This window comes from Vibrio lamellibrachiae (genome assembly GCF_050337265.1).
In the GTDB taxonomy this organism is placed as follows: domain Bacteria; phylum Pseudomonadota; class Gammaproteobacteria; order Enterobacterales; family Vibrionaceae; genus Vibrio; species Vibrio kyushuensis.
This window is the reverse complement of sequence record NZ_JAKJSU010000007.1, coordinates 189,693-215,928: the sequence shown is the minus strand read 5'-3', so window position 1 is coordinate 215,928 and position 26,236 is coordinate 189,693. Positions and strand designations below refer to the sequence as shown.

Annotated in this window: 22 protein-coding genes; 15 read left to right on the top strand and 7 right to left on the bottom strand. The window is 41.0% G+C overall.

Annotation, left to right across the window (positions count from 1 at the left end; genetic code table 11):
- Window positions 1–27: 27 nt before the first annotated feature.
- The 3 genes from L4C54_RS12275 (at window position 28) to L4C54_RS12265 (ending at window position 1,587) form a co-directional block, all read left to right on the top strand.
- Window positions 28–588 carry a DUF2301 domain-containing membrane protein gene (locus tag L4C54_RS12275; RefSeq protein ID WP_428800404.1) on the top strand — a complete coding sequence of 187 codons (561 nt, stop codon included), beginning with the start codon at window positions 28–30 and terminating at the stop codon, window positions 586–588.
- A gap of 20 nt (window positions 589–608) precedes the next feature.
- Window positions 609–1,199, top strand: a complete 591-nt coding sequence (locus tag L4C54_RS12270; RefSeq protein WP_428808421.1) for a sugar O-acetyltransferase — start codon at window positions 609–611, stop codon at window positions 1,197–1,199.
- Window positions 1,200–1,269: 70 nt separating this feature from the next.
- Entirely contained in the window at window positions 1,270–1,587 is a 318-nt protein-coding gene (locus L4C54_RS12265; protein ID WP_428808420.1) for a DOPA 4,5-dioxygenase family protein, read from the top strand.
- A 50-nt stretch (window positions 1,588–1,637) separates the two neighbouring features.
- Here L4C54_RS12265 and L4C54_RS12260 read toward each other — a convergent pair whose 3' ends face one another.
- Window positions 1,638–2,300 (bottom strand): hypothetical protein, encoded by a 663-nt coding sequence (locus tag L4C54_RS12260; protein ID WP_428808419.1) that lies wholly within the window; start codon window positions 2,298–2,300, stop codon window positions 1,638–1,640.
- 300 nt (window positions 2,301–2,600) lie between these two features.
- A complete protein-coding gene (locus tag L4C54_RS12255; protein ID WP_428808418.1) occupies window positions 2,601–3,986 on the bottom strand; it encodes an MATE family efflux transporter in 1,386 nt (461 codons plus the stop codon).
- Between the two features lie 132 nt (window positions 3,987–4,118).
- On the opposite strand from L4C54_RS12255, the gene L4C54_RS12250 reads away from it, so the two are divergent.
- The 3 genes from L4C54_RS12250 (at window position 4,119) to L4C54_RS12240 (ending at window position 9,499) form a co-directional block, all read left to right on the top strand.
- Entirely contained in the window at window positions 4,119–4,961 is an 843-nt protein-coding gene (locus L4C54_RS12250; protein ID WP_428808417.1) for an AraC family transcriptional regulator, read from the top strand.
- Window positions 4,962–5,205: 244 nt separating this feature from the next.
- Complete coding sequence (locus L4C54_RS12245) at window positions 5,206–7,518, top strand: methyl-accepting chemotaxis protein (RefSeq protein ID WP_428800398.1); 2,313 nt, start codon at window positions 5,206–5,208, stop codon at window positions 7,516–7,518.
- 436 nt (window positions 7,519–7,954) lie between these two features.
- Window positions 7,955–9,499, top strand: coding sequence for a DUF3369 domain-containing protein (locus L4C54_RS12240; protein ID WP_428800397.1), 1,545 nt, complete (start codon window positions 7,955–7,957; stop codon window positions 9,497–9,499).
- Window positions 9,500–9,603: 104 nt separating this feature from the next.
- Here the strand turns inward: L4C54_RS12240 and L4C54_RS12235 are convergent, their stop codons facing one another.
- Window positions 9,604–11,553 carry a PAS domain-containing sensor histidine kinase gene (locus L4C54_RS12235; protein ID WP_428808416.1) on the bottom strand — a complete coding sequence of 650 codons (1,950 nt, stop codon included), beginning with the start codon at window positions 11,551–11,553 and terminating at the stop codon, window positions 9,604–9,606.
- A gap of 128 nt (window positions 11,554–11,681) precedes the next feature.
- On the opposite strand from L4C54_RS12235, the gene L4C54_RS12230 reads away from it, so the two are divergent.
- Window positions 11,682–12,647 carry an ABC transporter substrate-binding protein gene (locus L4C54_RS12230; protein WP_428808415.1) on the top strand — a complete coding sequence of 322 codons (966 nt, stop codon included), beginning with the start codon at window positions 11,682–11,684 and terminating at the stop codon, window positions 12,645–12,647.
- 73 nt (window positions 12,648–12,720) lie between these two features.
- Window positions 12,721–13,065 (top strand): HopJ type III effector protein, encoded by a 345-nt coding sequence (locus L4C54_RS12225; RefSeq protein ID WP_428808414.1) that lies wholly within the window; start codon window positions 12,721–12,723, stop codon window positions 13,063–13,065.
- 63 nt (window positions 13,066–13,128) lie between these two features.
- Here the strand turns inward: L4C54_RS12225 and L4C54_RS12220 are convergent, their stop codons facing one another.
- Entirely contained in the window at window positions 13,129–13,437 is a 309-nt protein-coding gene (locus L4C54_RS12220) for a cysteine-rich CWC family protein (protein ID WP_428808413.1), read from the bottom strand.
- A gap of 146 nt (window positions 13,438–13,583) precedes the next feature.
- Here L4C54_RS12220 and yegD point away from each other — a divergent pair, with 146 nt between their 5' ends.
- Window positions 13,584–14,936 (top strand): molecular chaperone, encoded by a 1,353-nt coding sequence (yegD, locus tag L4C54_RS12215; RefSeq protein WP_428808412.1) that lies wholly within the window; start codon window positions 13,584–13,586, stop codon window positions 14,934–14,936.
- 86 nt (window positions 14,937–15,022) lie between these two features.
- On the opposite strand, the gene L4C54_RS12210 is transcribed toward yegD, so the two are convergent.
- On the bottom strand, window positions 15,023–15,970 hold the full coding sequence (locus tag L4C54_RS12210; RefSeq protein ID WP_428808411.1) for a DMT family transporter: 948 nt from the start codon (window positions 15,968–15,970) through the stop codon (window positions 15,023–15,025).
- Window positions 15,971–16,124: 154 nt separating this feature from the next.
- On the opposite strand from L4C54_RS12210, the gene L4C54_RS12205 reads away from it, so the two are divergent.
- Complete coding sequence (locus tag L4C54_RS12205; RefSeq protein ID WP_428808577.1) at window positions 16,125–16,580, top strand: Lrp/AsnC family transcriptional regulator; 456 nt, start codon at window positions 16,125–16,127, stop codon at window positions 16,578–16,580.
- Window positions 16,581–16,622: 42 nt separating this feature from the next.
- Here the strand turns inward: L4C54_RS12205 and L4C54_RS12200 are convergent, their stop codons facing one another.
- Window positions 16,623–17,828 (bottom strand): aromatic amino acid transport family protein, encoded by a 1,206-nt coding sequence (locus tag L4C54_RS12200; protein ID WP_428808410.1) that lies wholly within the window; start codon window positions 17,826–17,828, stop codon window positions 16,623–16,625.
- 298 nt (window positions 17,829–18,126) lie between these two features.
- Between L4C54_RS12200 and L4C54_RS12195 the strand changes: the two genes are divergently transcribed.
- From L4C54_RS12195 to phaC, 5 genes are all read left to right on the top strand, one after another.
- The gene (locus L4C54_RS12195; protein WP_428808409.1) at window positions 18,127–19,386 is read left to right on the top strand and encodes a DEAD/DEAH box helicase; all 1,260 of its coding nucleotides are present in this window, start codon (window positions 18,127–18,129) and stop codon (window positions 19,384–19,386) included.
- A 711-nt stretch (window positions 19,387–20,097) separates the two neighbouring features.
- Window positions 20,098–20,838, top strand: coding sequence for an SDR family oxidoreductase (locus tag L4C54_RS12190; RefSeq protein WP_428800388.1), 741 nt, complete (start codon window positions 20,098–20,100; stop codon window positions 20,836–20,838).
- A gap of 9 nt (window positions 20,839–20,847) precedes the next feature.
- Complete coding sequence (locus L4C54_RS12185) at window positions 20,848–22,053, top strand: acetyl-CoA C-acetyltransferase (protein WP_428808408.1); 1,206 nt, start codon at window positions 20,848–20,850, stop codon at window positions 22,051–22,053.
- A 39-nt stretch (window positions 22,054–22,092) separates the two neighbouring features.
- On the top strand, window positions 22,093–22,440 hold the full coding sequence (locus L4C54_RS12180; RefSeq protein ID WP_428800386.1) for a phasin family protein: 348 nt from the start codon (window positions 22,093–22,095) through the stop codon (window positions 22,438–22,440).
- Between the two features lie 57 nt (window positions 22,441–22,497).
- On the top strand, window positions 22,498–24,306 hold the full coding sequence (gene phaC, locus L4C54_RS12175; RefSeq protein WP_428808407.1) for a class I poly(R)-hydroxyalkanoic acid synthase: 1,809 nt from the start codon (window positions 22,498–22,500) through the stop codon (window positions 24,304–24,306).
- 81 nt (window positions 24,307–24,387) lie between these two features.
- Here the strand turns inward: phaC and L4C54_RS12170 are convergent, their stop codons facing one another.
- On the bottom strand, window positions 24,388–26,040 hold the full coding sequence (locus L4C54_RS12170) for an FAD-dependent oxidoreductase (RefSeq protein ID WP_428808406.1): 1,653 nt from the start codon (window positions 26,038–26,040) through the stop codon (window positions 24,388–24,390).
- Window positions 26,041–26,236: the final 196 nt, after the last annotated feature.

Sequence of the window (26,236 nt, the reverse complement as noted above, 5' to 3'; positions counted from 1 at the left end):
CATCACTTATTTTACTAATGGAAAGTTATGGCCAACACTGAGCATCAAGAAGAATTGGACCAATTTGATAAATTAAGTGTGGTTGCTTATCGAACTGGCATTAGCTTGTTTTCTATCTCTCTAGCTTGGTATTGCGTCATTGGTTTTGTAGAGTTGAGTTGGGGTGATTTACCCTCGACGTTTTTATTTAACCCTGCCATTTTGTTTGTCATATCCGCAGCACTTAGTTCAGCTAACCTTCATGTTTATGACAAGAATATTAGAGCAGTAATAACGTGGTCAAGTTGGATAGGAATCGTCTTATTTACAGTATTAATCAATAGTGACTTTGCTTGGGTTGCTTATGGATTTATTTTTGTCACCTTTTCAGGAATAGCATTAAAGGAATCGTTTTGTTTTAACGTATTTGGATTAAAACTAATACCAATTTTGTTATTACTAACAACTCTTTTTATGGCCATAGAGGCTTGGTTGGTCTGTTTTGGTCTGACTGCTATTTGTGCCTTAATATTCTCATATTTAGCGTTAAAAAAATGGCAAATGCCACTACATTTTGATATCGGAAATAAGGCTAATTACCAAATTTAAAGACGTATTAGAGGCTGTATATGTCAATGAAAATTAGTGATTTCTCAGTTCAGACGAAAATCACATCAGAGCTGGATGAGTTATACGATCAATGCCAAGAGAAACTCTATGATTTTAATCAGACGAGACCGAGTGAAAAACAAAAGCGCACTGAGCTTTTAAAAGAGATTATTGGTCATATTGAAGATACTATTATCGTTCCTCCGTTTCGTTGCGACTTGGGAAAAAATATATCGTTTGGCCGTGGTGGCTTTTGTAATTATGGCCTGATTATCTTGGATATCGCGCCTGTTACTATTGGCAATAGCGTTCTTATTGGGCCTAACGTACAGATTTGTGGCGCGTCTCATCCTGTACTCGCATCTGAAAGGTACCACCCAGTTGCATGTGGCGAACCGGTAACGATCGGTAACAATAGTTGGATTGGCGGTGGTGCTATTATTCTGGGTGGCGTTACTATTGGAGCGAATACGGTAATAGGTGCGGGAAGTGTCGTGACTAAAGATATTCCAGAAAATGTCATCGCAGTGGGGAATCCCTGTAAAGTTTTAAAGTACCTCCCAAGTGATACAACAGCAAAAGAATGGGCCGAAATGGAAACTCATCATTGAAACATAATAACGAATTAGCCTAAGAAGCAACGACAACAATTATTAAGCACAACAATTAACAGGTATAAAAATGTTTCATGCACATGTTTACTTCCCTTTAAAAAACATCAAGCAAGCTGAGCAATTAAAAGAGCTTATCACCGCTGAAAGGCGTGATGTTCTACAGGTGTTTCCGTTAAATATGGGTCTAGTTGGCCCGCACAAAATGCCAATGTTTGAAATTCATTTTTCTAATGACGAGCGTAACTTTGTTAACTGGTTAGATGGCGTTCGAGGTGATATGGCTGTTTTAATTCACCCAGTGAGTGGAGAAGAGTTACTTGACCACACCGAGCGAGCAATCTGGCTAGGACGTGAACTTGGCGTTTTTGAAGATAAACTGAGTTAAATGTCGAAAGGCCTGTTATATGAAGCATCTAACTCATTACCAATGTCGAATTAAAAGGCCATTTGCCATTTAAAATACATCTCTTCTTCCGCTGAGTTTACACCGACTCGCACACGGTGATTATCGATTTGTTTCCCGACAAATGTATCGACAGAGTGAGTTTCATAATCGTTTTCACCTAGGGTGTAAAACGGGTCAACACCAAGGTGGAAGCCGCTACCAATATTGACACGGGTATACATACCAACCGTACCTGTGGCGATGGTCTTATTAGATAGCTCGTCGTTATTGACGCCAACCATTGCGAGAGGGTAGATCTTGATAGTTTCGGTGAGCTCAAATGTATGGATATAGCCGACACTGCCTGATTGAGTCTCTGTCTCTCTATTAAAATAGGCTTCCGCGTAGATGCCTTTCCCTTCTGTCATCCAAGCATAACGAGTATTTAAAGCGTCTGTACCTTGCTTTGTTTCAATTGAGAGCAAATTCTTTCCCCACGCAAACCCGGCTGATACGTCTATATCACCATTGGATGACATGCTCGTCCCAACGGAAGAATAAACAGCGGTTGGGTCGCTCATATCGACGTTTTTTTCTTGCTGTTTATGAGTCGAGCCTTCTTTGATTGCAGTTTCTTCGGCGCTTAGCTGTGGGGATAGAAAGAGCGTTGAAATAAGAGCGCTCGTGATCAGTTTTGTTGGTGAAAAATTCATAATAAGCCTATGTCGTGGATAGTCACATTCTAAGATGCAGTGAAATTCCACTTAATCTAGCAAGTTCATTTACTCGCTTCTGACAAGCAATAGGCTCATTTTTGGACTAAAAATACGTTTTGAGTAAGCAATACGTTTGGAGTAAGCAATACGTTTGGAGTAAGCACTACGGTTGGACTTGTGTATTACTTTTATCTTTAGAAATTGGAGAGGAAGATATTGGTAACTAAAAAAAGGCCAAGAGCAGAATCACGGGTCAGTGACAAAAGCTAAAGGCCTTTGGGTGTGAGTTCGGGAAAACTAAATCATTTGGGGGATAGGCTCTTCGACTAGGTTATTAATCCATTTTTTGGAATGAATACGCTGTGCAGTAAGAAAAATCTTTATTACTTCTTCTAAAAGTATGACCATCATAACCATGTGCAAAGGCCAACCTAATACAATACCTGTGAAGTAGGCTAGTGGGATACCAATAGCCCATTGTCCAAACAGATCAATGAATATACTGTATTTGATGTCACCGCCACTTTTCAATACACCACCAATCCCCACCATATTAAACACTTTAAGAATCATGCCAAATGCCATAACTAAACAGACCTTCACGGCCATTTCTGGGTCACTTAGAGGGCTATGATAAAACGCTTTGGTTATCAGTGGTTCGGCAATAAGGCAAAGTAGAGCGAGTAGAATAGACAAGATGCAGCTCGTGATCACATACCACCAAGAGGTATCAGAAACGCGCTGATAGTTTTTTGCTCCGATCTCGTTGCCCAGTATAATTGATGCCGCGACCGCAAAACCAAGGAAAGCGGAAATAAGAACACTTTCAATGGGAGCTAGCAAAGAGATGATAGCTAATTCACCTACCCCTAACTGTCCAATAATTACGCTGTAAATGATTAGACCGCCAGCCCAACAGGTGTCATGAATTATCATAGGGGTCGCGATCTTGATATAACGCTTTCGATGTTCAGGTAACTTAGCATCTTGCCAGCTACGTTGAGTTGGTAGTAAATGTGAATAACGTTTATTTACTAGGTAAAACAGTATTGCGGTATGGAATATACGTGAAACGAGCGTGCCAATAGCGGCACCAAGCACACCGAGCTCGGGGAATCCAAATAAACCAAAAATCAAAAGAGCGTTCAGAAAAGCGTTGATGAAGATAGCGATAATACTGACATTGGTTGGCATCTTTGCTTCGCCAACGGCTCTAAGAGCGCTTTCCATCGGTACAACGATGGCTGTTAACAGTAAGCTCATGCCTGTAACCCTGAGATAGTCTGTTGCTAGTGTGATGTATTCAGGGTCTGATGCCACGATTGATACAACCGATACTGGTGCGAATGTATAGAGAATCACAAAGGGAAAGGTAACGAGTATAGCGACCGCCCAAGTTTGCGCTAGAGTACGTTTTATTCCGTCAATGTTACCTGCGCCAAAGTATTGTGAAGCTAGCACACTGACTGCACCACTTGTCCCAACGATGACGATAAGATTGAAAAAGAAGATTCGGTTTCCCACGCCGACAGCTGCAGTTGCTGACTCGCCTAACTGGCTCACCATAAAGATATCGACCACACCAAGCAAAGAAAATAGCATCGCTTGCATTGAGACTGGTAGTCCTATGTCAATCAGCTTACGCCAAAACTGTCGGTCGAGTGTTTGATAAGTAGAGAGCATCGCAAATTTCCTCTTAGTTGATACAGAGAAGTTTAATTATTGTTTGGCGGTATGTATTGTCTAAACATATCAATAACTTTTGCAAAACTATCATAATGAATTTTCGGATGATTAAGGGATCTAAATAAACAGATGAACGATAAACAAGAAAGACTCTTGATTTCAGAAAAAACCCAGCATGAATTCATTGACCAAAGCAACGTTATGCTGCTTGAAGAACATGGAATTATTCAGTGTGGCATAGCAACTTGCCGCGATGTTTTTTCTGTCTATAGAAAGAATCAACATAAGCATATGTTACTTTACACCGTAAAAGGAAAAGGCTGGCTAGAGGTTAATGGTAAACGGTATATTTTAGAATCTAGCTCGGTGATATCGACCCCAGCATTTGTTGAAATTGCTTTTGGGATTGAAGAAGAAGACTGGCAAATCGCTTGGGTATTTTTAAATCCCGAAAAGGATTGGTCACAGGTTATTAGTAACCAAGTACAATATTTCTTGAGCCCAATTTCAGAAGTAATCTATGCTGCAATTCTATCAATGCTGCGTTCTATCTCATTACCTATCAATTTAGGGGGAGCGGTCGGCCTAAGAGCGGTAGAACAAATAGAACTACTTATAAATGCACCGATAAACCTAGAGCAATCGAGAACAAAAAACCGCATGAATCGTGTGTTCGATCTCGTACAAAGGCAACTTCATAAGGATTGGACGGTTAAGCAATTAGCGTCTGAATTTCCTTGCTCAGAACCTCATTTTCACCGTTTGTGCCAGCAGTTTTATCATCATAGCCCTAAAGTGCATGTTATGAGAATGCGCATGGAATACGCCGCGCGTTTATTGGTTTCAACTGAGTGGTCAGTGCAGCATATTGGCGAAATCGTTGGATACCCAAATGCATCAAACTTTAGTACTCGCTTTAAAACATGGAGTGGAATGACGCCAAGAGTCTTCAGGTTAAGCATCAATACCTAGTGCCGATTGCATTATAGAATAACGACGCGCGTTAGATTTACTATGCAACTAAGTTTAAGAAATGACAGGGTTTTCTAAAAAATCATTAGTAACTGCCTAAAATCGCGTCGATATATTGGAAATTTGCATCTAAACTCATTACAAATAATAAAACATATTTCATACAAACCAGTTGGCTAACTTTGTGTTATTTGAATGCACAATTGACAGGGAACATTTCAGCTTGAGGCTGTAGGGTTTGGTTATGAAGATTGCTACAAAAATTATTATCGCATGTACATTACTATGTACTTTAGGCGTTGTTGCTACCGGCGGTTTCGTTGGTTGGCGCGCATCAATTATGTCAGAGCAAGCTTTGTTTGATCGGGCATCCAGTCAACTTATTTCAGTACGAGAAATCAAAAAATCAGAAATTGAACGTTATTTCGATCAACTGCATTTTCAGATTGAAACCTTTGCCGATGATGTTTCTACTCAAGAAGCGATGGTCGGTTTTGATGATGCCTTTGATGCGTATCCGGTCAATAGTGTTTCTGATGGTGATAAGCAAAAGTTGAAGTCTTATTACTCGTCTGAGTTTGGCGCAACTTATCGTAATACCAATAGCGGAAATTCAGGCAATGAGCTGCAAAAGCTAGCCCAAATTTCAGAGGTGGGGACCGCGCTTCAAGCTCGCTATATAGCGGTAAACCCCAATGGATTAGGTAATAAACATGAGCTCCAAGCAGACAGTCTAGGGAATCAATACGATGAACTTCATGGTAAGTATCATCCAGGCATAAAACATTATTTAGAGGCGTTTGGTTACTATGATATTTTCTTAGTTGATCTCGAGGGGAATGTTGTTTATTCGGTTTTTAAAGAGTTGGACTTTGCGACAAATTTACAAAAAGGACCGTATAGAGGTAGTGGTATCGCTAAAGCGTTTAATTCCGCCGTACGAATGGGAGAATCACAATTTCACTTAGAAGATTTCGCCCCTTATTATCCTTCCTATGAGGCTGCGGCTTCGTTTATAGCCACGCCTGTATTTTCTAATGGAAATAAAGTCGGTGTCGTTATTTTCCAAATGCCAGTGGATGTTATTAACGCCATTATGACCTTTGATGAGAACTGGAGCTATGCCGGTTTAGGTGACAGCGGAGAAACTTATCTTATAGGGCAAGACGGGTTGTTAAGAAGTCAGTCACGTTTTTTGATTGAAGCACCAAACGATTATTTCTCAGCACTTAGTCGGGCTGGAGTATCTCAAAACTTGATTGACCAGATCAAAGATAAAGGCTCTGCAATTGGACGACAGAGTGTTCAGACTACGACTGCAAAACGTGCGTTACAGGGACAAAGCGGTATTGAGGTTTTAGCTGATTATCGAGGAGTCATGGTTTTCTCTGCTTATGCGCCAATAAATGCCGCTGGGATGCAGTGGGGCATTTTAACAGAGATCGACGAACAAGAAGCTCTACAAGATGTAGCGACATTAGTTAATTCGATGTTAATAACTGTTCTGATTGCAATTGTGGTTATTGTCGCCATTTCTATTGCACTCTCTTATCTTGTCGGTTCAGGTATATCGAAACCAATTCGTGTTGCGTCATTCCAGATTCAGAAAATTAGTAAGAATAACGATTTGACGGCACGTTTAAATGAGCAAGGCCAGGATGAAATGACAGACCTAGCCGTTTCACTAAACGCTCTGTTTGTTCATTTGCAGAACATGATCAAACAATTTGCTAGTGCAACAGAGACGCTGAATAGTAATACTCAAACCATGTCGAGCAACATGAATAGCACGCGTGATGCAGTGCAAGATCAAAACCACCGTTCTGAATCCGTTGCTACGGCAGTCAACGAGATGAGTGCGTCTATTGGTGAGGTCGCTCAATATGCAAGCCGTGCTGCTGATTATGTTCAAGAAGCAAACGACACGGGTACTCAAGGAGTTGAAATTGGGAACTCCCTTGGTGGAGAAATAAGCCAGTTAAGCGATGAAATGAATACTGCTGTTGAAGCGATTACAAGGCTACATACAGAAACAAACTCTATCGCTGAAGTGCTTGATGTTATCCAAGGCATTGCGGAGCAGACGAACTTGTTAGCACTTAACGCCGCAATTGAAGCTGCTAGGGCCGGTGAGCAGGGTCGGGGATTTGCAGTAGTGGCAGACGAAGTGCGCTCACTAGCGGGACGTACACAATCTTCAACTGAAGAAATACGTGACAAAATTGAGGCTCTTCAAAAAGAGACCAATAGTGTGGCTAAAGGTATTGAAAGCGCCAATATTACGGTTGTACGAGGCGTAGACACCTGTGGTAAAAACACTGAAATGATCACTCAACTGGTTTCAATGCTAAACGAAATAAACGAAATGAATGTCCAAATAGCTTCAGCGACGGAAGAGCAAAAAGCGGTAACAAACGAGATAAGCGGAAGTATCACATCCATCGCCGATGCGTCTTCAGCTGTTTCAGTGCAAGTTAACGATGTCGATGAAGTACTGCAAGGGCTATCGAATCAATCTGAAGAACTGAGTGCAGAAATATCACAATTTAAATACTAGGGTTACTTAGTCGATACGAAAAACGAGTAATCTAATTACTCGTTTTTTTGTGCCCTTAATATTTAAGCGGGCAGTATTTAACGATTGAAAGCTGAGTAAGGCGTAATTGTTCAATGTGATGATGTGAGGTGCTTTGTATAACGTCAGGCCGAACATATTTAGACACAGAAGCATATCGGCTTAGAGGTGAGTTGTTACACGACATAGCGCCATTCAGAGCACCTATGCAGCTATTTGTTCATTATATTATGTATTGTATGTGAAAAATTTCGTCACTATTGAATGACGATGTTCTTCGTAATCCTTAATCTATTACGCTGACTTTTTGTTGTGTGAAATCGTGCAATTGAGACGCTTAAAGCTCGTTGTATATAGGTGCAAATATACGATTTTGTGCTAGAACTTAAGAGGTGGTTTAGATAAAAAATGAGGTTTTATGCAATTGTTTGCAGATCGGCGCGATGATAAAAGTGACGACGATGAATCTAATGTGATTAAACACAACAACAATCCGTGGCGTTTATTGCTTGTAGACGATGATGAGCAAATGCATCAGATCACTCGTCTCGCATTAAGTCACTTTAAATTTCAAGATCGACCTTTGGAAATTTTATCTGCCTTGTCTGCAAAAGAAGCGAAAGAGCTAATGGCTAAAGAAGATAACATAGCTCTGGCTTTGGTTGACGTTGTGATGGAAACCGAGCACGCAGGCTTAGATCTTGTGCGGCATATAAGGGAGCAAGATCAAAACCATTTAATACGTCTAGTACTGCGAACAGGGCAAGCAGGACAAGCTCCTGAAGATACGGTTATTCAAGAATATGAAATTGATGACTATAAAGAGAAAACCGAACTCACCACACAAAAGCTAAAAACACTCCTCTATTCAATGCTTCGGTCATACAGAGATTTGTGTCTTATAGAAGACCAGAAAAAAGGGTTAAGGCGTGTAATTAAAGCGTCTGCATTGGTCCAAAATACGAGTAGCTTACAGGAGTATGCATCTTCAGTATTAAGCCAGTTAACCTCTTTGTTAAAGCTAGAAGAATCTGCATTTTATTGTGTCGTTCAACCTGGCCCTGAAGCGGAAGCGTCACGAGCCTTAACACTTGCTGCAACTGGGGGGTATGTAAACTTCTATTATGAATGTGTCCTGGATAAGTTACCGAAATTAGTATCAGAACGCTGTCATGAAGTATTGAAGAATAAACAGACGGCACGCTTTGATGATGCATTTGTGCTTTACACCTATACCGATGAGGGCGCTGATAGTCTTCTGTATGTGAATTTAAATCGAAACCTAAACTCGTTAGATGAGCAGTTGCTAGAGATCTACATGCGCAACATCAGCCTCACGTTTGAAAACCTGAACTTATTAATTGATTTACGAGAAACGTCTAAAGAGCTCGTACACAATCTAGCTAATGCCGTTGAAGCACGAAGTAAAGAAACAGGTGCGCATGTACAGCGAGTCTCGCTAATAAGCAAACGACTAGCCGAGTTGTATGGCTTACCGGCAGCCGTGGTTACTCTTATAAAAGACGCGGCTCCTCTTCATGATATTGGTAAAGTTGCTATTCCTGATAGCATTTTGCATAAGCCAGGGAAATTGGATGCCGATGAGTGGAAAATCATGCAGAAGCATGTTGAGTTCGGCGTTGACATATTAAGTAATTCTAAGAGAAAGCTCATCGTCACAGGGAAGGAGATAGTGAGCAGTCATCATGAGAAGTGGGATGGCTCTGGATACCCTTCGAATTTGCTAGGTTATGACATCCCCGTTAGCGGAAGAATTGTAGCCTTGGCGGATGTGTTTGATGCACTAGGGGCGTGGCGGTCGTATAAAGAGCCATGGCCTGATGATGAGATCATGCAAGAACTCATTGCTCAAAAGGGTAAGCACTTTGAACCAGAATTGGTTGATCTAATGATCGACAACTGGGATGATTTTATTCAAATTCGAAACGATCTTCCTGATTAGCACACTATTATCAACGTTAATATCCGAGGCATTCCTTTTCACCACGCAGTATTCTTTCTCGGTTATCGATAACTCATGATCTCTATTGGGTCTGCGGCTTGAAATCACTCCGTTGGTAACGTGTTATTTACTGTCGCGGGTAATTGTTGGGGCATTGTGATCGTAAATTTAACCCCTTTATCTGGTTGTGATTCAAACTGAAGCTCTCCACATAACTTTTGCTTAACCAGATTGAAAACTAGGTTCAAGCCTAAGCCACTGCCGCCTTTGCCGCGTTTACTGGTAAAGAAGGGCTCAAATATTTTTTGATGTAATGAGTGATGAACGCCGGAACCATTATCTTGATACTCTAGAACAATATTGTCATCTTGTTGGGAAAAGTGGATTGAGATTTCAGGGCTTTTAGTCTCCTCAAAGGCATGATTGATACTATTCATCACTAAGTTAGACACTATCTGTGTAAGAACTCCCGGTAAGCTACTCATGGTTATAAGTTCGTCCCCAGCGATTTTTGGTGTGACCGGAATTCGTCTCGTTTCAGGGTGAAGGCTCGCTATCAAGGCATCGAGAACTTGTTTTACCCCAAATTGAGTTCGAATTTCAGAGACTTGATCGACTGCTGTTTGTTTGAAATCTTTTACCAGTTTTGCTGCTCGATTAAGATTCTGCTCGAGCATGCTGTTACCTTCATCGATTTGCCCCATAAGTTCACTAAACTGAGTGCTTGTTAATGTTTGGTTGGAAAATGCACTATTTAGTTCCGAGGTCACATCACGAATAACAGAAGCCGCTGTTACTGAAATACCGAGCGGTGTATTCACTTCATGGGCAACACCTGCCACTAATCCACCAAGAGCGGCCAATTTTTCCGATTCAATCAGTTGTTCTTGGGTCGCTTGTAATTGTTCCATGCTTTGCTTTAAATCTAACGTCCTTACCGCGACAGTGTGTTCCAAACTGGCATTAAGCTCTTCCAATTCCAACTGTGCAGATTTAAGTGCAGTAATGTTAATACTTGTCCCACGATAACCTATGAATTTGCCGTCTAGAAATTTCGCTAACGCTTGAAAAAGCATATGATAAGTAACGCCATCGATAACGATACACTGTTCACACATCGTAAAGTCGTTGGTAGAACGTATTACTTTGTGCAACGAGTTTAGATCTTCAAACTGGGGTACATCGAAGATAAGTGGTTTGTTAAAAGGATCTATAGTTAGCGCTTCTAACATAGATTCTGAACAGAAGGTTAGCTGTCCATGTGCATCCGTTTCCCATAACCAGTCGGAGGAAACGTGGGTAAAGTCAGTAAGGCGCTCTTGCTCGAACTTAATGTTGCTATAAAGCTTAGTTACATCACCCGTAATCTTGTTTGTTTCATCGGCCAACCAGTTTAATTCGTCGTCTTTTTCCATTATCCAACTCTTATAGAATAGAACGAGTGGGTCAGAAGGGTGTCTCGGGTTGTAGCTTCTTAGATACTTTGCAATTAAAAACACTCGTCGATTTATGCTTTCGTGGAAGACCATCAAAATTAAGTAACAGACCAATGTTGTCTTAATTGCGTTTAGCGCTAGGGTAATAAAGAATTGTTTAAGTAGGGCGTCATATATGTGCTGAGCATCAGACTCAATATAGATTTTTCCTATCAGTTCTGCCTCTGAGCTGTCTTTAGTCGAGTACTCTAGAGGATAGGTTACCGAAACTGAATCGCCAGCTACTTTTACACCGGCACTAAAAGAGTAATTTCCTGATTCTACACGCAGATAATCAATTTTAGGCAAATTAACCAAACCATCTAATCGCTCTTGTAAAACAACCAGATCAAAACTCCATAGTGATGAAGCAAGTAGAGGGGCATGGACACTTTGAATTTCATAATGACGTTGATCAACAGCATTGAACTCTTTGTTGTAATCCCAATAGAGCTGCATAAGAGTAGTTAGCAAGGTAATCGAACCACTCAAAATAATCATGATTAGGATGATTCTGCGACCAATACGGCTATAGAGTGGGTTGTTAATGCTGTATTCAAACTGTTTATTCTTACCCATGCGCCACCTAATCTGTATATCGATTACTACATTATAGATGTTAGTTCGAATTCGGTGTTCAGCAATTAACCGACTAAACTATCAGTAGGGTTGCACTGATGAGTTCTAGCACAGTTTGAGGTGGTTAAATGAAGTTTCTTGTTTTTGTACTGAGTTTAATCAGCTTTTCAGTATCATCAAGTTCAGTGTTAGTGATTGAAAGCTACCATAGTGAATATGATTGGGATAAGAGCTATATCCAAGGTCTAGAAAGTTCTATTAGTTCTGATGTTGAGCTAGCCACTTTTCAGATGGATACGAAGAGAATTCCAGAAAATGAGTATGAGAAAATGGCGGATGAAGCTTATCAATACTATCAAAAAGTACGTCCCAGTATTGTAGTGCTTGGAGATGATAACGCGCTTCGTTACATGTATCCCAAACTTTATGATGAGCCAATTTCAATCGTATTTTTAGGGGTTAACTCCAATCCACGGTCATTACTGAACAAGTATCAAGGAGCCGCTTCTGTAACTGGAGTATTAGAGCAGCCACTGTTTGTTAAAACGATGGCAGATATAGGTTCAATGATAGCGGATGATAAGCGGAAAATTCGCATCATGTTTGACAGTGGGGTCACATCTCAAATAGCAATCGACTACATGAAAACTCAGACTCAATCGATTAGCAATAATCTGAATATAGAAATTGAATTATTGGCACTTGAGACATTAGATCAGTGGCATCAAAGCGTAGAGAATAGTGCTAGAGAGGAGGTTAGTGCGATTGTGGTGGGTTTGTACCACACGATTGTAGACAAACAAGGTAGCAGTGTACTTGCTGACGAGGTTTTAAGGTGGACAAATCAACACAGTACCGTTCCATTATTTGGTTTTTGGGATTTTTCAATTGGCGCGGAAAAAGCGGCTGGTGGCGTAGTTTTATTTGGAGAATTACAAGGACAGCAAGCTGGTGAGTTGGTGATGCGGATTTTAGGTGGCGAACTAGCTTCAATGATCCCTATTCAAATTGGTCGAAAAGGACGCGCCGTTTATCATCCTGCTGAAATGAAAAGGTGGGGGTTAACACCGCCAATCCACTGGAATCCAATGTAAATTGAACTCTTCAATAGATGCATGACTTTGTGGTATGTTTCCAATTCAATCGGAAATCATGAAGAGAGATAGAATGGAATTGAACCTATTTGTTGATGAACTGAATCAAGCATCTGACGCTATTGAGTTTGAACAAACTATGGCTGTAATTGAGCAAAACTTTGAGTTTACTCCAACCGCATTTAATAATGGAAAAACAGTGAACCTAGAGAATCAGAATAATGGTTCATGTAAAATTTTCGCTTTAGGAAAACTTCTAGATTTATCTGTTGAGCAAACATTAGCGTGCTTTGGCCGCTTTTACCGTGAAGATGTATTACAAAATCCAGAGAATGATGATCATCAAAATATTCGAAACTTCATGGTTTCAGGTTGGGAAGGGGTTACGTTTGAAGGGGAAGCTTTAAAAGCCAAGTAAAACGTAATCGACATAAGAAGTACAGTTGTAACAGAGGGAGCTTATCGCTCCCTCATGTTGTTTCTAGAGTATAGGAAGTGAACTTAAGCACTTTCTACATAAGCATACCCCATACTCCTTAACGTCAGCGCTATCTCGCTTTTCAATGTAAAAACACCAGCAAGTCTCTTTTCCATTCTGTACGTCACATTGGGTTTGAGCGTTACATTTAGGGCATTGATGGCTAGAAACCTCTCCCCTAAGCTCATTCATAATAACGTCTCTTTGTGCATCACTATAGCTTTGCCATTCGGCGATTTCTTTTGTTGTACGTTGGCATCCGATGCACATGTCACCATTACTTTTACACGCACCGATACATGGAGATTTCATATTTTTAAGTGGCTATTATTCAGATGGGATGAGTATATCAGACTCGGAGATATACGTTGATTCATTCTAGAAATTATCACGATGTTGGTGTAGCATTGCCGACCTTTTTTATTGTCTGTCTCATGATGAGATAAGTTGAGGTCGCCATGTTTATTGGTTTTGATTACGGAACAGCAAATTGCTCTGTTGCATCTATGCAAGATGGGAATCCCACTTTAATTCCACTTGAAGGTGATCACTATTATATTCCCTCGACTATATGTGCCCCCACTCGGGAGTCAGTGTCTGAGCATCTATTTCGACACTGCAACATTTCACCTGCAGACGCTGTTGGCGAGCAAGTACTGAGACGTTCAATCGCATTCAACCGGGAAGAAAGCATAGACCTAGTGCCAGAAGACGTAGCATTTGGTCAAGCGGCTCTTGATCTATACCTTGAAGACCCAAGAGATGTCTATTACGTAAAGTCACCTAAGTCGTTCTTAGGTGCTTCGGGTTTACATGATGTTCAATTAAGCTTTTTTGAAGATTTAGTTTGCGCCATGATGGCAAATATTAAAAACAAAGCAGAATTGAATCTACAGCGTTCCATTACTCAAGCTGTCATAGGTCGACCTGTTAACTTTCATGGCCGTGGTGGTGAAGACGCGAATAAACAAGCAGAAAATATCTTAATGAAAGCAGCTACTCGAGCTGGATTTAATGATGTTATCTTTCAGTTTGAGCCAGTTGCGGCAGGGTTGGAATATGAAGCGACATTGACCGAAAATCAAACGGTACTCGTTGTGGATATTGGCGGTGGTACCACTGACTGTTCAATCATTGAAATGGGACCGGATTGGAGAGGAAAGTCTGACCGTACACAATCATTACTGGCCCATAGTGGACAGCGTGTTGGTGGAAATGATCTTGATATACACCTTGCGTTTAGACTGTTGATGAGCCCATTTGGTTTTGGAAGTAAAACGACAACTGGTATTGAGATGCCAATTACACAGTTCTGGAATCCAATTGCCATTAATAATGTCGAAGCGCAAAAAGATTTCTATACAAGATCGAATTTGGCAGCATTGAAGTTACTACAAAAAGAAGCGGGGGACCCTGAGAAGTTGGCGAGGCTTCTAAAGGTCTATAACGAGACATTGGGCTATAGCATCGTACGCCGTGCTGAAGAAGCAAAAATAGCACTCTCTTCTGACACGCAATATAAAGCTCATATTGATTTACTATCTGAAACTATTGCTGTTGATATTAGCCAACAACAAATGATTGATGCCATTGACCAACCTAAGTCTAAAATGGCTGATCTAGTCAAAGAAGCTGTCGCGATGAGCGGTGTTAAACCGGATGTGATCTTTATGACTGGTGGTTCAGCGAGATCTCCGTTTTTAAGAAAATCCGTAGAGGACCTATTACCGAATATTCCAGTCGTGAGTGGCAATTATTTTGGTTCAGTGACAGCAGGCCTCGCTCGTTGGGCTGATATCTGCTTTAAATGAACGATTGATTTTTGAACTTCGATTTTTCAAAGTTTAAAAAAATTAGCCATCACTTTTTCGTTTAGTTAAAGTGATGGCTGCAATAGTTATGAGTGTTTAGGTGGTTGGTAAGCCAAAGAGGCATCCTCACGCATGAACACATTGCTTGCGACAATACTTCCCGTGCAAATACAGACCAACCCCACCCATGTCGTTACCGGCGGTACTTCTCCAAAGATAACAATGGCCAAAAGTGTGGCAATGACGGGAGTAAGTGAGCCAAAGGCTGCAGTTCGTTCTGCGCCTAATTTTGAGATAGCGTGCAAATAGGTAAAGGACGCGATCAAGCCTGCTCCAACTCCCTGAAGTAACAAATGACCAAAGAGTTCTTGATATGGCCAGTTCTCTATATTTGACGACCAAGATTGCCCACTACCGAATACGAACAAAGAGCTTTCAATCGAATTGGTTACTATAAGTAGCAACAGCAATACAAATGAAACGAGCGAAATCAAACCAGCGCATACTAAAGCCGGAAGGTTCGCGATACGAGCGCAAATGGTAAAAATAGCCCACATCATACTGCCGAATAAGAATAGGACATGACCCTGTACAAGCGTTGTTTCAGCCTCAGAAATGCCAGACCATAAGAACAGTGAAATGCCGAGAACAATCATGACGAGCCCGATTTTACGATGCTGACTCAGTGGTTGTGCGAAAAGTGAAACCGCAATAGCAGAAACAAATAAAGGAAGCGTGCCCGGTACCAGTGCACTGCCGTCAGAAACAGTTGCATAATTCATGGCGAGTCCCGCTATTAGAAGGTAAGGAAGCCCTCCGCCAACAACCATTCCAACAAGGTACCGTTTTGGTACTGAGAAAATCAGTTTCCTTGAATAGAACGTAATCGGTAGCAGCACTAATGCTGGGATAAGAAATCGAGTTAAGGCCATGTCAGCAGGGGTAAGTGCTGATATCGCTCCGCCTCTTAGTGATAAGAAAAAGCCGGACCACAACAAGATGGTTGTGATGATCGCTAGGTATCCAGAAAACATAATCGTTACATTTTTGTTAATAAGTACTATTATCCCTTAAACTTTACGCATGTTTCGGTCGTTTACGGTATCGAAGTGATAATTCTGTGACGATATATAGCGCGTAAATTGATAATATTGAGCTAATCGAGCGTAAGGGTGGTATTTGATGGAATTGGATCGGATAGATCGTCGTATATTAGATTTAGTACAACAGCAAGGGAGATTACCTACTGCCGAAATAGCGGACCAAGTGGGGCTTTCTGCTTCCCCGTGCGCTAGACGTTTAAAAAAGCTGGAAGACAACGGAATAATTGACAGTTACAACGCCCGCCTCAATAAGTCAAAGCTAGGGATAGGAATGACTTTTTTTGTTGAAGTGAGTTTGAATAACCATCAAGCGAATTCAATCGATGCGTTTGAGCAGTCAATGCATGATACTCATGCAGTGATTAACTGCCATGTTGTTTCTGGCGCGTATGATTATCTATTGGAAGTTGTGACAAAAGACCTCGAAGGTTATGAGCAATTTACCCGTTACCTGCAGAGAATCCAAACAGTGAAAGACATTCACACGCACTTAGCGATTCGTCAGGTAAAACAAGGAAAAACGCTGCCGATATTAATCTAGGCAGCGTTTCTTATTAGAGAGCTAAACGCTGAGTGGTTTAAATTAGCCAAGAGCAGGCAATAAACCAACACTGATCGCTAGTTGAGCTGAAACTATTAAGACACCAACAGCACTTGTGATGATGAGTGCGGGCTGCCCACCGAAAACTTGGTAATCCGCTTGGTATTCGTTAGATTTTCTAACTTTATATACCATTAATACAGGCAGGAAAATGGCGAGGATTGCTAGTGCAATCGCTGCGTAACCCAGTGCCATGATAAAGCCCTGAGGATAGAAAAGAGCAAAACCAAGTGGGGGAGTAAAGGTAATCAAAGCTGCAAAGCTTCGGTTGACTTTATTCGTCTTGCTTTTTACCGAATCCGCTAGAAACTCAAACAAACCTAGGCTTACACCCAGAAAAGAGGTGAGCAGTGCTAGGTCTGCAAAAATACCGACAATTTGGCTGATATTTGATTGCTGCACAGTGATGGCGAGTTCACTGATTAGTGATGATAAGCCTGAGTTCTCAATTAACTGCTCTTGGCTCACAACGCCTAAAGTGACGATTTGCCAAAAGATGTAAATAACTAATGGAATTGAAGAGCCAAGAATAATTGCTTTTCGCAGTGATCGTGTATCGCCGTCTAAATAATTTACGACAGCCGGAATACTTCCATGGAAGCCAAATGACGTAAAAATCACAGGGATAGCGGCGATTACGAAACCTTGTTGAATAGGCATGCTGAGCAGGTAGCCTTGGGTAACATTTGGAGCTAAGAAGCTAAGTACGACCACCATGGTGATCAATTTAGTGATAAACAAAACTCGGTTTACTTTATCGACGGTACTTGTTCCAAAAGTCACGATTACCGCAACAATCAAGGTAAATAATATGGTCGCTATCTGTGGGTTTATGTCTAACCCTGTCCAAGACGTGATTCGATCTGAGAACTGTGCACCACCACCCGCTATGTATGCCGCACACAATGAATAGAATAAAAACAGCATAGAGAAGCTAGTCAACAACTGACCTTTCTTGCCAAGTATTTGTTTTGCAAGGGTGTGAAGTGTCGCTTTACTATCGGCATGTTGGTGCAATTCAAGCATTAACAATGCAGTAAAAGCCATCAGAAACCATAAACCAAGCATGATCATTAGCGATGTGGAAAATCCTATCCCAGCAGAAGCAATAGGAAGAGCAAGCATTCCAGCACCAATCGTAGTGCCGGCTATAATCAGAGTACTACCAAATATCTTTGAGTTTTTCATGTGTATACTTTTTTGTACGGAGCTGCTCTTGTGGTGTATGTAACTGCACAATTGCTACTTTGTTAGGTTATATGTCTGTTGGGTTTGAATTCTGTAGTATTTGACTTTGGAAGGCAAGCTTTTTGTAACGCAGAATATCCACTCGTGTATACTAATGTTTACGTATTGGTTCTCGTGGATTTTATGGGCTAAATTCCAGAAAACACAATAAACCTGAAACGCCACAACATTCACAATTACCTGCTTTCGTAGGTTTGTTCTGATAGAATCCGCGCGAGTTTAATAGTGGGTACAAAACATGACGCATCCTTTCAAAAATTTAGGTCTTTCATCTTCGCTTGTTGGTGTTGTAGAAAAGCTCGGGTTCAAACAGCCTACCGAGGTACAACAACAAGCCATTCCTCACGTTCTCGCTAAGAAGAATGTATTAGCTGGTGCTCAGACGGGTACTGGAAAAACAGCAGCTTTTGGCTTACCGATTATTCAACGATTTCTCGATAATCCCATGAACAGAGAAATGAATAGCCGTGTTGTTCGCACATTAGTTCTGGTCCCAACTAGAGAATTAGCTCAGCAGGTTTTTGACAACATAGAAAGTTATGCAATAGATACCGATATTAAAGTCGTGACGGCGTACGGTGGCACGAGCATGAATGTGCAGACTACCAATCTAAAGGGTGGCGCGGATATTCTAGTCGCGACCCCAGGTCGCTTAATAGATCATCTATTTTGCAAAAACATTGTTTTGAGTCAGACAGAGGTGCTGGTGCTTGATGAAGCGGACAGAATGTTAGACATGGGCTTTATGCCTGATATTCAGCGAATCCTCAATCGCATGAATGACGAACGTCAAACATTATTCTTTTCCGCAACATTTGATGACAAGATTAAAGCTATTGCACATAAAATGATGGCTGATCCTGTTGAAGTGCAGGTATCACCATCAAATAGCACCGCTGACTCCGTGAAGCAGATTGTGTATCCAGTCGATAAAAAGCGTAAAAGTGAACTGTTGGCATTCTTGATTGGTTCAAAAAACTGGCAACAAGTGCTCGTGTTTGTAAAAACAAAGCAGGGTACCGACGCGCTAGTTAAAGAACTCAAGTTAGATGGAATAAAAGCGGCATCAATTCATGGAGATAAAAGTCAGGGTGCTCGTCAGAAAGCGCTAGATGACTTTAAGTCTGGGAAGGTACGCGCTCTTATCGCTACTGACGTAGCTGCCCGTGGTCTAGACATTCAGCAGCTAGAGCAGGTCATTAACTATGATCTGCCATACAAAGCTGAAGATTACGTTCACCGTATCGGAAGGACAGGACGCGCGGGTGCAACCGGGTTAGCTGTGTCATTAATGAGCCGCGATGAAGACTACTTACTAAAAGCGGTAGAAGAGCTACTTGATACCCATCTACCACAAGAGTGGTTAGAGGGATTTGAACCGAGTTTGAATGAGGAAGTTGTTAATGCACATACGCCCAAGAAGCGTGGACGCTCTTCAGAGAAACAAAAAATGAAAGCGAAGATGAAAATACATGCGGGTCGTGGCAAGCGCAAATAGCACATAATTCAAACCTCTACATTCATGGCCAAGAGGTGCTCTTTTGGTCATGAATACTTTTGCTCTCATATTACTCTATTAATTGCTAATACCTCTCACACCCCACCTACTTTGTAATTGATAACCATTTCAATATTTGAATTATTACCAATAGGTAATATTGATAAAATATCCGATCACATAAATATTTTACATATCTATATCGTTATACAATTAAATGACGATATTTAAATTATTACCTTACATATATTTATTGCCCTAAAACGATGCATCTTATTAAAGTTATGAATTAATTTAGTGCACCTTGAAATCAACTTTAAATAATGACATACCTATCAATAATGTGAGCTGGAATTAATAGCTTTGAAATTACATTAAATGTTGCAACGCGTTTGTTACACGACCAATGCCCATTACAAATCAATAACTTAGCAAAAACAATTTCTTGATGATAAGTGTAACAATAGCTTTATTATCAATGGCTTACTGTGTTTAACATGCCTTTAACATTTCATCATAAGTGGGATCTTGTTCAACTTTATGGATCTTAAAAAATAAATAGTATTTTATTTGTAATAAAACAGGCTTAGATTAATTAACAGAAAGGTTCTTCAACTAAGAAAGAATCAAAATATTAAACACGTTAGTTGGTGCTATTGCATGCACCATTTGAAATACGCTTATATATTGCTGTTAAGAATGGAGTCCCCAATGAAAAAGCTCGCTTTGATCACCGGATCAAAAGGCGGAATAGGTTCCGCGATCTCTTCTAAACTCGTCGAAGATGGTTTTCGTGTAATTGCTACATATTACACGGGTAATTATGAGTGCGCGTTAGAGTGGTTTACCGAAAAAGGGTTTACTGAAGAAGATGTTCGCTTATTCGAGTTGGACGTTACTAATGCACCGGAGTGTGCAGAACGTTTAAGCCAACTTTTAGAAGAAGAAGGAACCATTGATGTAGTCGTCAACAACGCCGGTATTACTAAAGATGGTCAATTTAAGAAGATGTCTTTGGAAGCATGGCGTGATGTGATCGACACCAATCTAAATAGCCTATTCAATGTGACTCAACCTCTTTTCGCTTCTATGTGTGAGAAAGGTGGCGGTCGTATCGTTAACATCTCTTCTGTAAACGGACTAAAAGGTCAGTTCGGCCAAACAAACTATTCAGCAGCAAAAGCTGGAATGATTGGATTTTCAAAAGCATTAGCCGCTGAAGGTGCTCGTAGTGGTGTGACAGTTAACGTTGTTGCTCCTGGTTATACGGGAACCCCAATGGTTGAACAAATGAGACCTGAAGTCCTTGATTCAATTAAGGCTCAGATTCCAATGAAGCGTTTGGCTACCCCAGAAGAAATAGCAGAATCAGTTAGCTTTTTAGCAAGCGATGCAGCGGCCTACATTACCGGTGAAACATTATCGGTAAATGGCGGATTATACATGCACTAAGGTGAAATGATGGAAAGAGTATTTGTAGTAGCAGCGAAAAGAACCCCCCTCGGCTCATTTGGTGGAAGTCTTAAAGATATAACAGCTGGAAAACTTGCTTCTATAGCAATAAAAGGTGCACTTGAGTCTGGAAACATACAGGCGCAAAACGTTGATGAAGTGATCGTTGGTAACGTTATCAGTGCTGGGCAAGGTATGAGTGTCGGTAGACAAGCTGCGATATATGCTGGAATTCCTTCTAGTGTCCCTGCATATAGCCTAAATATGGTGTGCGGCAGCGGAATGAAATCTGTTATGGATGCAGTTTCGCATATACGTTCTGGTGATGCCGAAGTTGTGGTAGCGGCAGGCGTAGAGGTAATGTCGCAAATTCCATTTACTGTCCCTGCTTCGGTACGTGATGGTCATAAAATGGGTAACCTAAATTTGACGGATTTACTCATTAACGATGGTTTAACTGATGTATTTAATCAGTATCACATGGGTGTAACCGCTGAGAATGTCGCTAAAGAATGTTCTATTGGTCGCCAGCAGCAAGATGAATTTGCATTGGCAAGCCAACTAAAAGCAGTTGCTGCAATTGAAGGTGGTGTGTTTAAGGATGAAATCGTACCAGTTGATGTAAAAAAACGCAGAGAAACTATCGTTTTTGATACGGACGAATACCCTAAGGCAACAGCCACTCTAAGCGGATTAGAAAAACTTCGTCCAGCTTTTGATAGAGAAGGCAGTGTAACAGCAGGTAACGCATCAGGCATTAACGATGGTGCGAGTGCATTGGTGTTAGCGTCAGAACAAGCAGTAAAAACGTACAACCTTGAACCAATCGCAGAAATCGCAAGTTATGCGCAAACAGGTTTAGACCCAAAATTGATGGGGCTAGGGCCAGTTAAAGCGGTCACAAAAGCGTTGGAAAAAGCACAATTAAGCATTAGCGATATTGATCTCTATGAGCTTAATGAAGCATTTGCGGCTCAAGCGTTGGGTGTTGTGCACTCTTTGGCGAAAGAACATCAAGTTTCGGCATCATCTATTTTAGATAATGCCAACGTAAATGGCGGTGCAATTGCACTTGGTCACCCATTAGGAGCTTCAGGAAATCGTATCCTCGTAACTCTTATACACGAACTAAATAGACGAAGTGGTCAATATGGAGTCGCCTCGCTTTGTGTAGGTGGCGGCATGGGCACGGCTGTCATAGTTAAATCAATCTAGTTGTTAAACGGAATATTCCCTTTATTTAGGAGCAAGACCATGTATACAGATTTTTTCAAATCATTCACAGACCAAACTGAACAGTCTCTACAGCCTTATGTAAAATTCAATAAGCTAGTGACTAAGAATATTGAAGTGTTGACTGAGCTCCAGCTAAACGCAATGCGTACTTATAGCGAAATGGGTATCAGCCAAATGAAAGCTGCAAGTGAAGTTCGCGACGTAACTTCTCTAACAGCATTTAGCGGTCAACAGCTGTCTGCAATGACTAAATTGTCTCAGCAACTGACAGATGACAGCAATAAGATTCAAAATATTGCAAAAGAGTTTAAAGATGACGTTGATCAGATGACTACGGAAAATCTTAAAACTGTAACTCCTGCATAGCACAGCCCTTGCCGCCTTTAATTAGGCGGCTTTTTTCCGAAGATAGGAGTAGAAATCATGTTCCAACACTTCTTTTCGGACTACCTTGTAAAACTCCAAGAAACCAATCAACAGTGGTGGAAGGATCTTGAACTCAACAAGGAAGCCGTTAACTCTCCCCTTAATAAGGCGATGCAAGAAGTAAACTTTGAAGATTCAGCAAAGTTCTTTGAGCAAGCTGCAAATCAACCAGCCGCATTACTTCAGTTGCAAACCCAATGGTGGGAGCAGCAGCTTCAAATTTGGCAAAATGTTGCTTTAGAAGGCAATTCAAAAAGTTTTCTTGAAGCAGAAAAGGGTGATAAGCGCTTTTCTGATGAAGCATGGAAAAATGATGCCTTTTATAGTTTTATAAAGCAGTCGTACCTGCTTTTTAGCAAAACGTATTTTGATACTGTAAACAGTATTGAAGGCGTTGATGAAAAAACGAAAGAACGCATCATGTTCTTCTCTCGCCAAGCGATAAACGCATTATCTCCAAGCAACTTCATTGCGACTAACCCTGAATTGTTGAAGCTAACACTTGAACAAAATGGTGAAAATCTGCTTAAAGGTTTAGAGCAGCTTAATGAAGACATGGAGTCTAGTGCGGACATTTTAAAAGTTCGTATGACCAATAATAATGCATTTCGTATTGGCGATGATGTTGCAAATACACCAGGTGACATTGTTTTTCAAAATGAATTGTTCGAACTAATCCAATATAAGCCATTAACTAAGACTGTTAATGCCACGCCTTTGCTGATTGTTCCGCCGTTCATTAATAAATATTATATTTTGGATTTGCGTGAAAAAAATTCCATGATGCGTTGGCTAGTCGAGCAAGGGCATACCGTCTTTATGATGTCATGGCGAAACCCAGGTCAAGAGCAGTCGCATGTAGAGTTTGGTGATTACGTTACAGAAGGTGTTGTTAAAGCCGTCTCTGCAATTGAAGAGATCACCGGACAAGAGCAGATTAACGCTGCGGGGTATTGCATCGGTGGTACAGTGTTAGCATCAACAGTTGCTTACTACGCTGCTAAGCGAATGAAAAAACGCATTAAATCTGCGTCATTCTTTACGACATTGTTAGACTTTTCGCAACCTGGCGAAGTCGGGGCGTACATTAATGAAACCATAGTGAGTGCGTTAGAAGCACAGAACAGTGCTAAAGGTTATATGGACGGCCGATCTCTGAGTGTAACGTTCAGTCTATTACGAGAAAACAGTTTGTATTGGAATTACTACGTTGATAATTATCTGAAAGGTAATAGTCCGGTAGATTTCGACCTGTTGTATTGGAACAGTGATAGTACAAATGTTTCAGCGCCATGCCATAACTTCCTGATAAGACAATGCTATCTTGAAAATAAATTGGTTCAAGATAAAGGTGTGAAAATTGGCGGTGTATGGATTGACCTTAATAAGATAAAGATACCGAGCTATTTTATTTCGACCAAAGAAGATCATATTGCACTTTGGCAGGGGACTTACCGCGGAGCGTTGAAATCTGGAGGTAACAAGACCTTTGTTCTGGGCGAATCAGGTCATATTGCCGGCATCGTTAATCACCCTTCTAGAAACAAATATGGTTACTGGTTGAATGATAATCTAGATGATTCACCAGAAGAGTGGCTATCGAATGCGACTCGAACTGAGGGTTCTTGGTGGAATCATTGGCATCAATGGTTGTTAACATTTAACCCAGAATATCAGGTCGAACCCTATTCTCAAGGCTCAGAAATCAATCCAGCTATTCGAACGGCTCCCGGGAATTATGTAAAACAAGTATTACCGGTGAAAAGTGAAGTAACTGAAAATGAAGTAAAAGAAGAAACAGCTTAACGCCCAGCTAATCTGCCTTTGAAAATAAAAATGAACACCATGACAGGTGTTCATTTTATTTTAATTACTCTCAATTACATATTACAGCTGTGCCGTCTTGTAGGTCCGATACCCACCAATTAAATTCTTTGCTTTGAATCCATTATTAACTAATTGGCGATAGGCGACGTTACCGCGTAACCCTACTTGGCAATAGATGACAATTTCTTTGTCTTTTGGCAATTCATCTAAACGTTCTCTCAGTTGATCGACTGGAATATTAATCGCACCTTCGATGAAGCCGACCTTTAATAGCTCGCCCGGATTACGGACATCTAATAGTAGTTGGTTTTCATTTAGGTGATCAATCTCATCGAAATGAATCGGTGTAGCGTCGCCTTTCATGATATTTGTAGCAACAAACGCGGCTTGATTGACCACATCTTTAGCACTTCCGTACGGTGGAGCATAAGTTAGTTCCAAGTGCTGAAGTTGCTCTACCGTCATACCTCCACGTTGAGCGACTGCCATAATGTCTATACGCTTATCAACGCCATCTTTCCCAGCAGCCTGTGCGCCTAATATTTTTCCAGTTTTTGGATCGAACAGCATTTTGAACGACACAATTTCTGCACCAGGGTAGTAGCTGGCATGGCTTGCCGTATGAACGAATACCTTTTCGTAGTCGGTACCTTCGTGTTTAAGTTGCTTTTCACTTTTCCCTGTTGATGCTATTGCAAGGTCAAAAATCTTACAAATCGCTGTACCTTGCGTGCCTTGATAGGTTTCTTGACCACCAAGCATATTGTCTGCAGCCATGCGACCTTGACGGTTTGCAGGGCCAGCCAATGGAACCATGGTTTGTGAACCAGTTACGAAGTCTTTTTCTTCAATCGCATCACCGACTGCATAGATAAAAGGATCACTAGTTTGCAAAGTTGGAGAGGTCCAAATACCGCCAAGCTCACCAATTTTAAGACCAGCTTCCGATGCTAGTGTTGTTTCAGGGCGCACACCGATCGCCATAATTAAAATGCCAGTTTCTATTTGCTCACCATTATTTAAGGTAAGTAAAAGGCTTTGAGAGTTATCTTTATATTCGACAGACTCAAGGGCAACGCCAAGTTTTAAGTCGATACCTTTTTCTTTGATTTCATTATGAGCAAAGCCTGCCATTTCCCGATCAACAGGCGTCATGACTTGATCCGCCATTTCAACAAGTGTTGTTTTGATACCTTGTTGATGAAAGGCTTCCATCATTTCTAAGCCAATAAATCCGCCACCAACAACCGTAGCATGTTGTGGTTTATTACGATCTAGGGTTGTGAGAATTTTGTCCATGTCTGGAATATTTCTCAGTGAGTGAGTAAGCGGGTTATCAATTCCAGGGATAGGAGGAACAATCGGACCTGCTCCTGGACTAAGCAGAAGGAAGTCGTAAGATTCTTTGTATTCACTATTATCCAATAGGTTTTTAACTGTTATCGTCTTGTTTGAACGGTCGACACTAGTGACTTCGTTCAATACACGAACGTCAACGTTAAAACGTGCAAGAAAGCTCTCAGGTGTCTGTAATAGTAACTTACTACGTTCTTTGATATCGCCACCTATGTGGTACGGAAGTCCACAGTTTGCGAACGATACAAATGGTCCTCGTTCAAACATCACAATCTCGGCGTCTTCACTCAAACGACGAGCACGAGCAGCTGCGGAAGCACCGCCAGCTACACCGCCAACAATTAAGATCTTAGTCATTACTTTCTCCGAATTACGTTTGATTTTTTATGTCTTGATGATAAATCGCAAACATATTAACAATCTATTACCGACCATTCACTATAACAGGGTACGGTTTGTTTACTGATTAAGCCCAACAAGAAACATCTTACTTTAGGACATGCTAATGTCTGTGTTTGTACATGTCAATACGCTAAATTAGTGATTGCTAATT

Coding starts and splice junctions, on each gene's coding strand:
- L4C54_RS12275 (WP_428800404.1), top strand. CDS start 28: ATGGCCAACACTGAGCATCAAGAAGAATTGGACCAATTTGATAAATTA.
- L4C54_RS12270 (WP_428808421.1), top strand. CDS start 609: ATGTCAATGAAAATTAGTGATTTCTCAGTTCAGACGAAAATCACATCA.
- L4C54_RS12265 (WP_428808420.1), top strand. CDS start 1,270: ATGTTTCATGCACATGTTTACTTCCCTTTAAAAAACATCAAGCAAGCT.
- L4C54_RS12260 (WP_428808419.1), bottom strand. CDS start 2,300: ATGAATTTTTCACCAACAAAACTGATCACGAGCGCTCTTATTTCAACG.
- L4C54_RS12255 (WP_428808418.1), bottom strand. CDS start 3,986: ATGCTCTCTACTTATCAAACACTCGACCGACAGTTTTGGCGTAAGCTG.
- L4C54_RS12250 (WP_428808417.1), top strand. CDS start 4,119: ATGAACGATAAACAAGAAAGACTCTTGATTTCAGAAAAAACCCAGCAT.
- L4C54_RS12245 (WP_428800398.1), top strand. CDS start 5,206: ATGAAGATTGCTACAAAAATTATTATCGCATGTACATTACTATGTACT.
- L4C54_RS12240 (WP_428800397.1), top strand. CDS start 7,955: ATGCAATTGTTTGCAGATCGGCGCGATGATAAAAGTGACGACGATGAA.
- L4C54_RS12235 (WP_428808416.1), bottom strand. CDS start 11,553: ATGGGTAAGAATAAACAGTTTGAATACAGCATTAACAACCCACTCTAT.
- L4C54_RS12230 (WP_428808415.1), top strand. CDS start 11,682: ATGAAGTTTCTTGTTTTTGTACTGAGTTTAATCAGCTTTTCAGTATCA.
- L4C54_RS12225 (WP_428808414.1), top strand. CDS start 12,721: ATGGAATTGAACCTATTTGTTGATGAACTGAATCAAGCATCTGACGCT.
- L4C54_RS12220 (WP_428808413.1), bottom strand. CDS start 13,437: ATGAAATCTCCATGTATCGGTGCGTGTAAAAGTAATGGTGACATGTGC.
- yegD (WP_428808412.1), top strand. CDS start 13,584: ATGTTTATTGGTTTTGATTACGGAACAGCAAATTGCTCTGTTGCATCT.
- L4C54_RS12210 (WP_428808411.1), bottom strand. CDS start 15,970: ATGTTTTCTGGATACCTAGCGATCATCACAACCATCTTGTTGTGGTCC.
- L4C54_RS12200 (WP_428808410.1), bottom strand. CDS start 17,828: ATGAAAAACTCAAAGATATTTGGTAGTACTCTGATTATAGCCGGCACT.
- L4C54_RS12195 (WP_428808409.1), top strand. CDS start 18,127: ATGACGCATCCTTTCAAAAATTTAGGTCTTTCATCTTCGCTTGTTGGT.
- L4C54_RS12190 (WP_428800388.1), top strand. CDS start 20,098: ATGAAAAAGCTCGCTTTGATCACCGGATCAAAAGGCGGAATAGGTTCC.
- L4C54_RS12185 (WP_428808408.1), top strand. CDS start 20,848: ATGGAAAGAGTATTTGTAGTAGCAGCGAAAAGAACCCCCCTCGGCTCA.
- L4C54_RS12180 (WP_428800386.1), top strand. CDS start 22,093: ATGTATACAGATTTTTTCAAATCATTCACAGACCAAACTGAACAGTCT.
- phaC (WP_428808407.1), top strand. CDS start 22,498: ATGTTCCAACACTTCTTTTCGGACTACCTTGTAAAACTCCAAGAAACC.
- L4C54_RS12170 (WP_428808406.1), bottom strand. CDS start 26,040: ATGACTAAGATCTTAATTGTTGGCGGTGTAGCTGGCGGTGCTTCCGCA.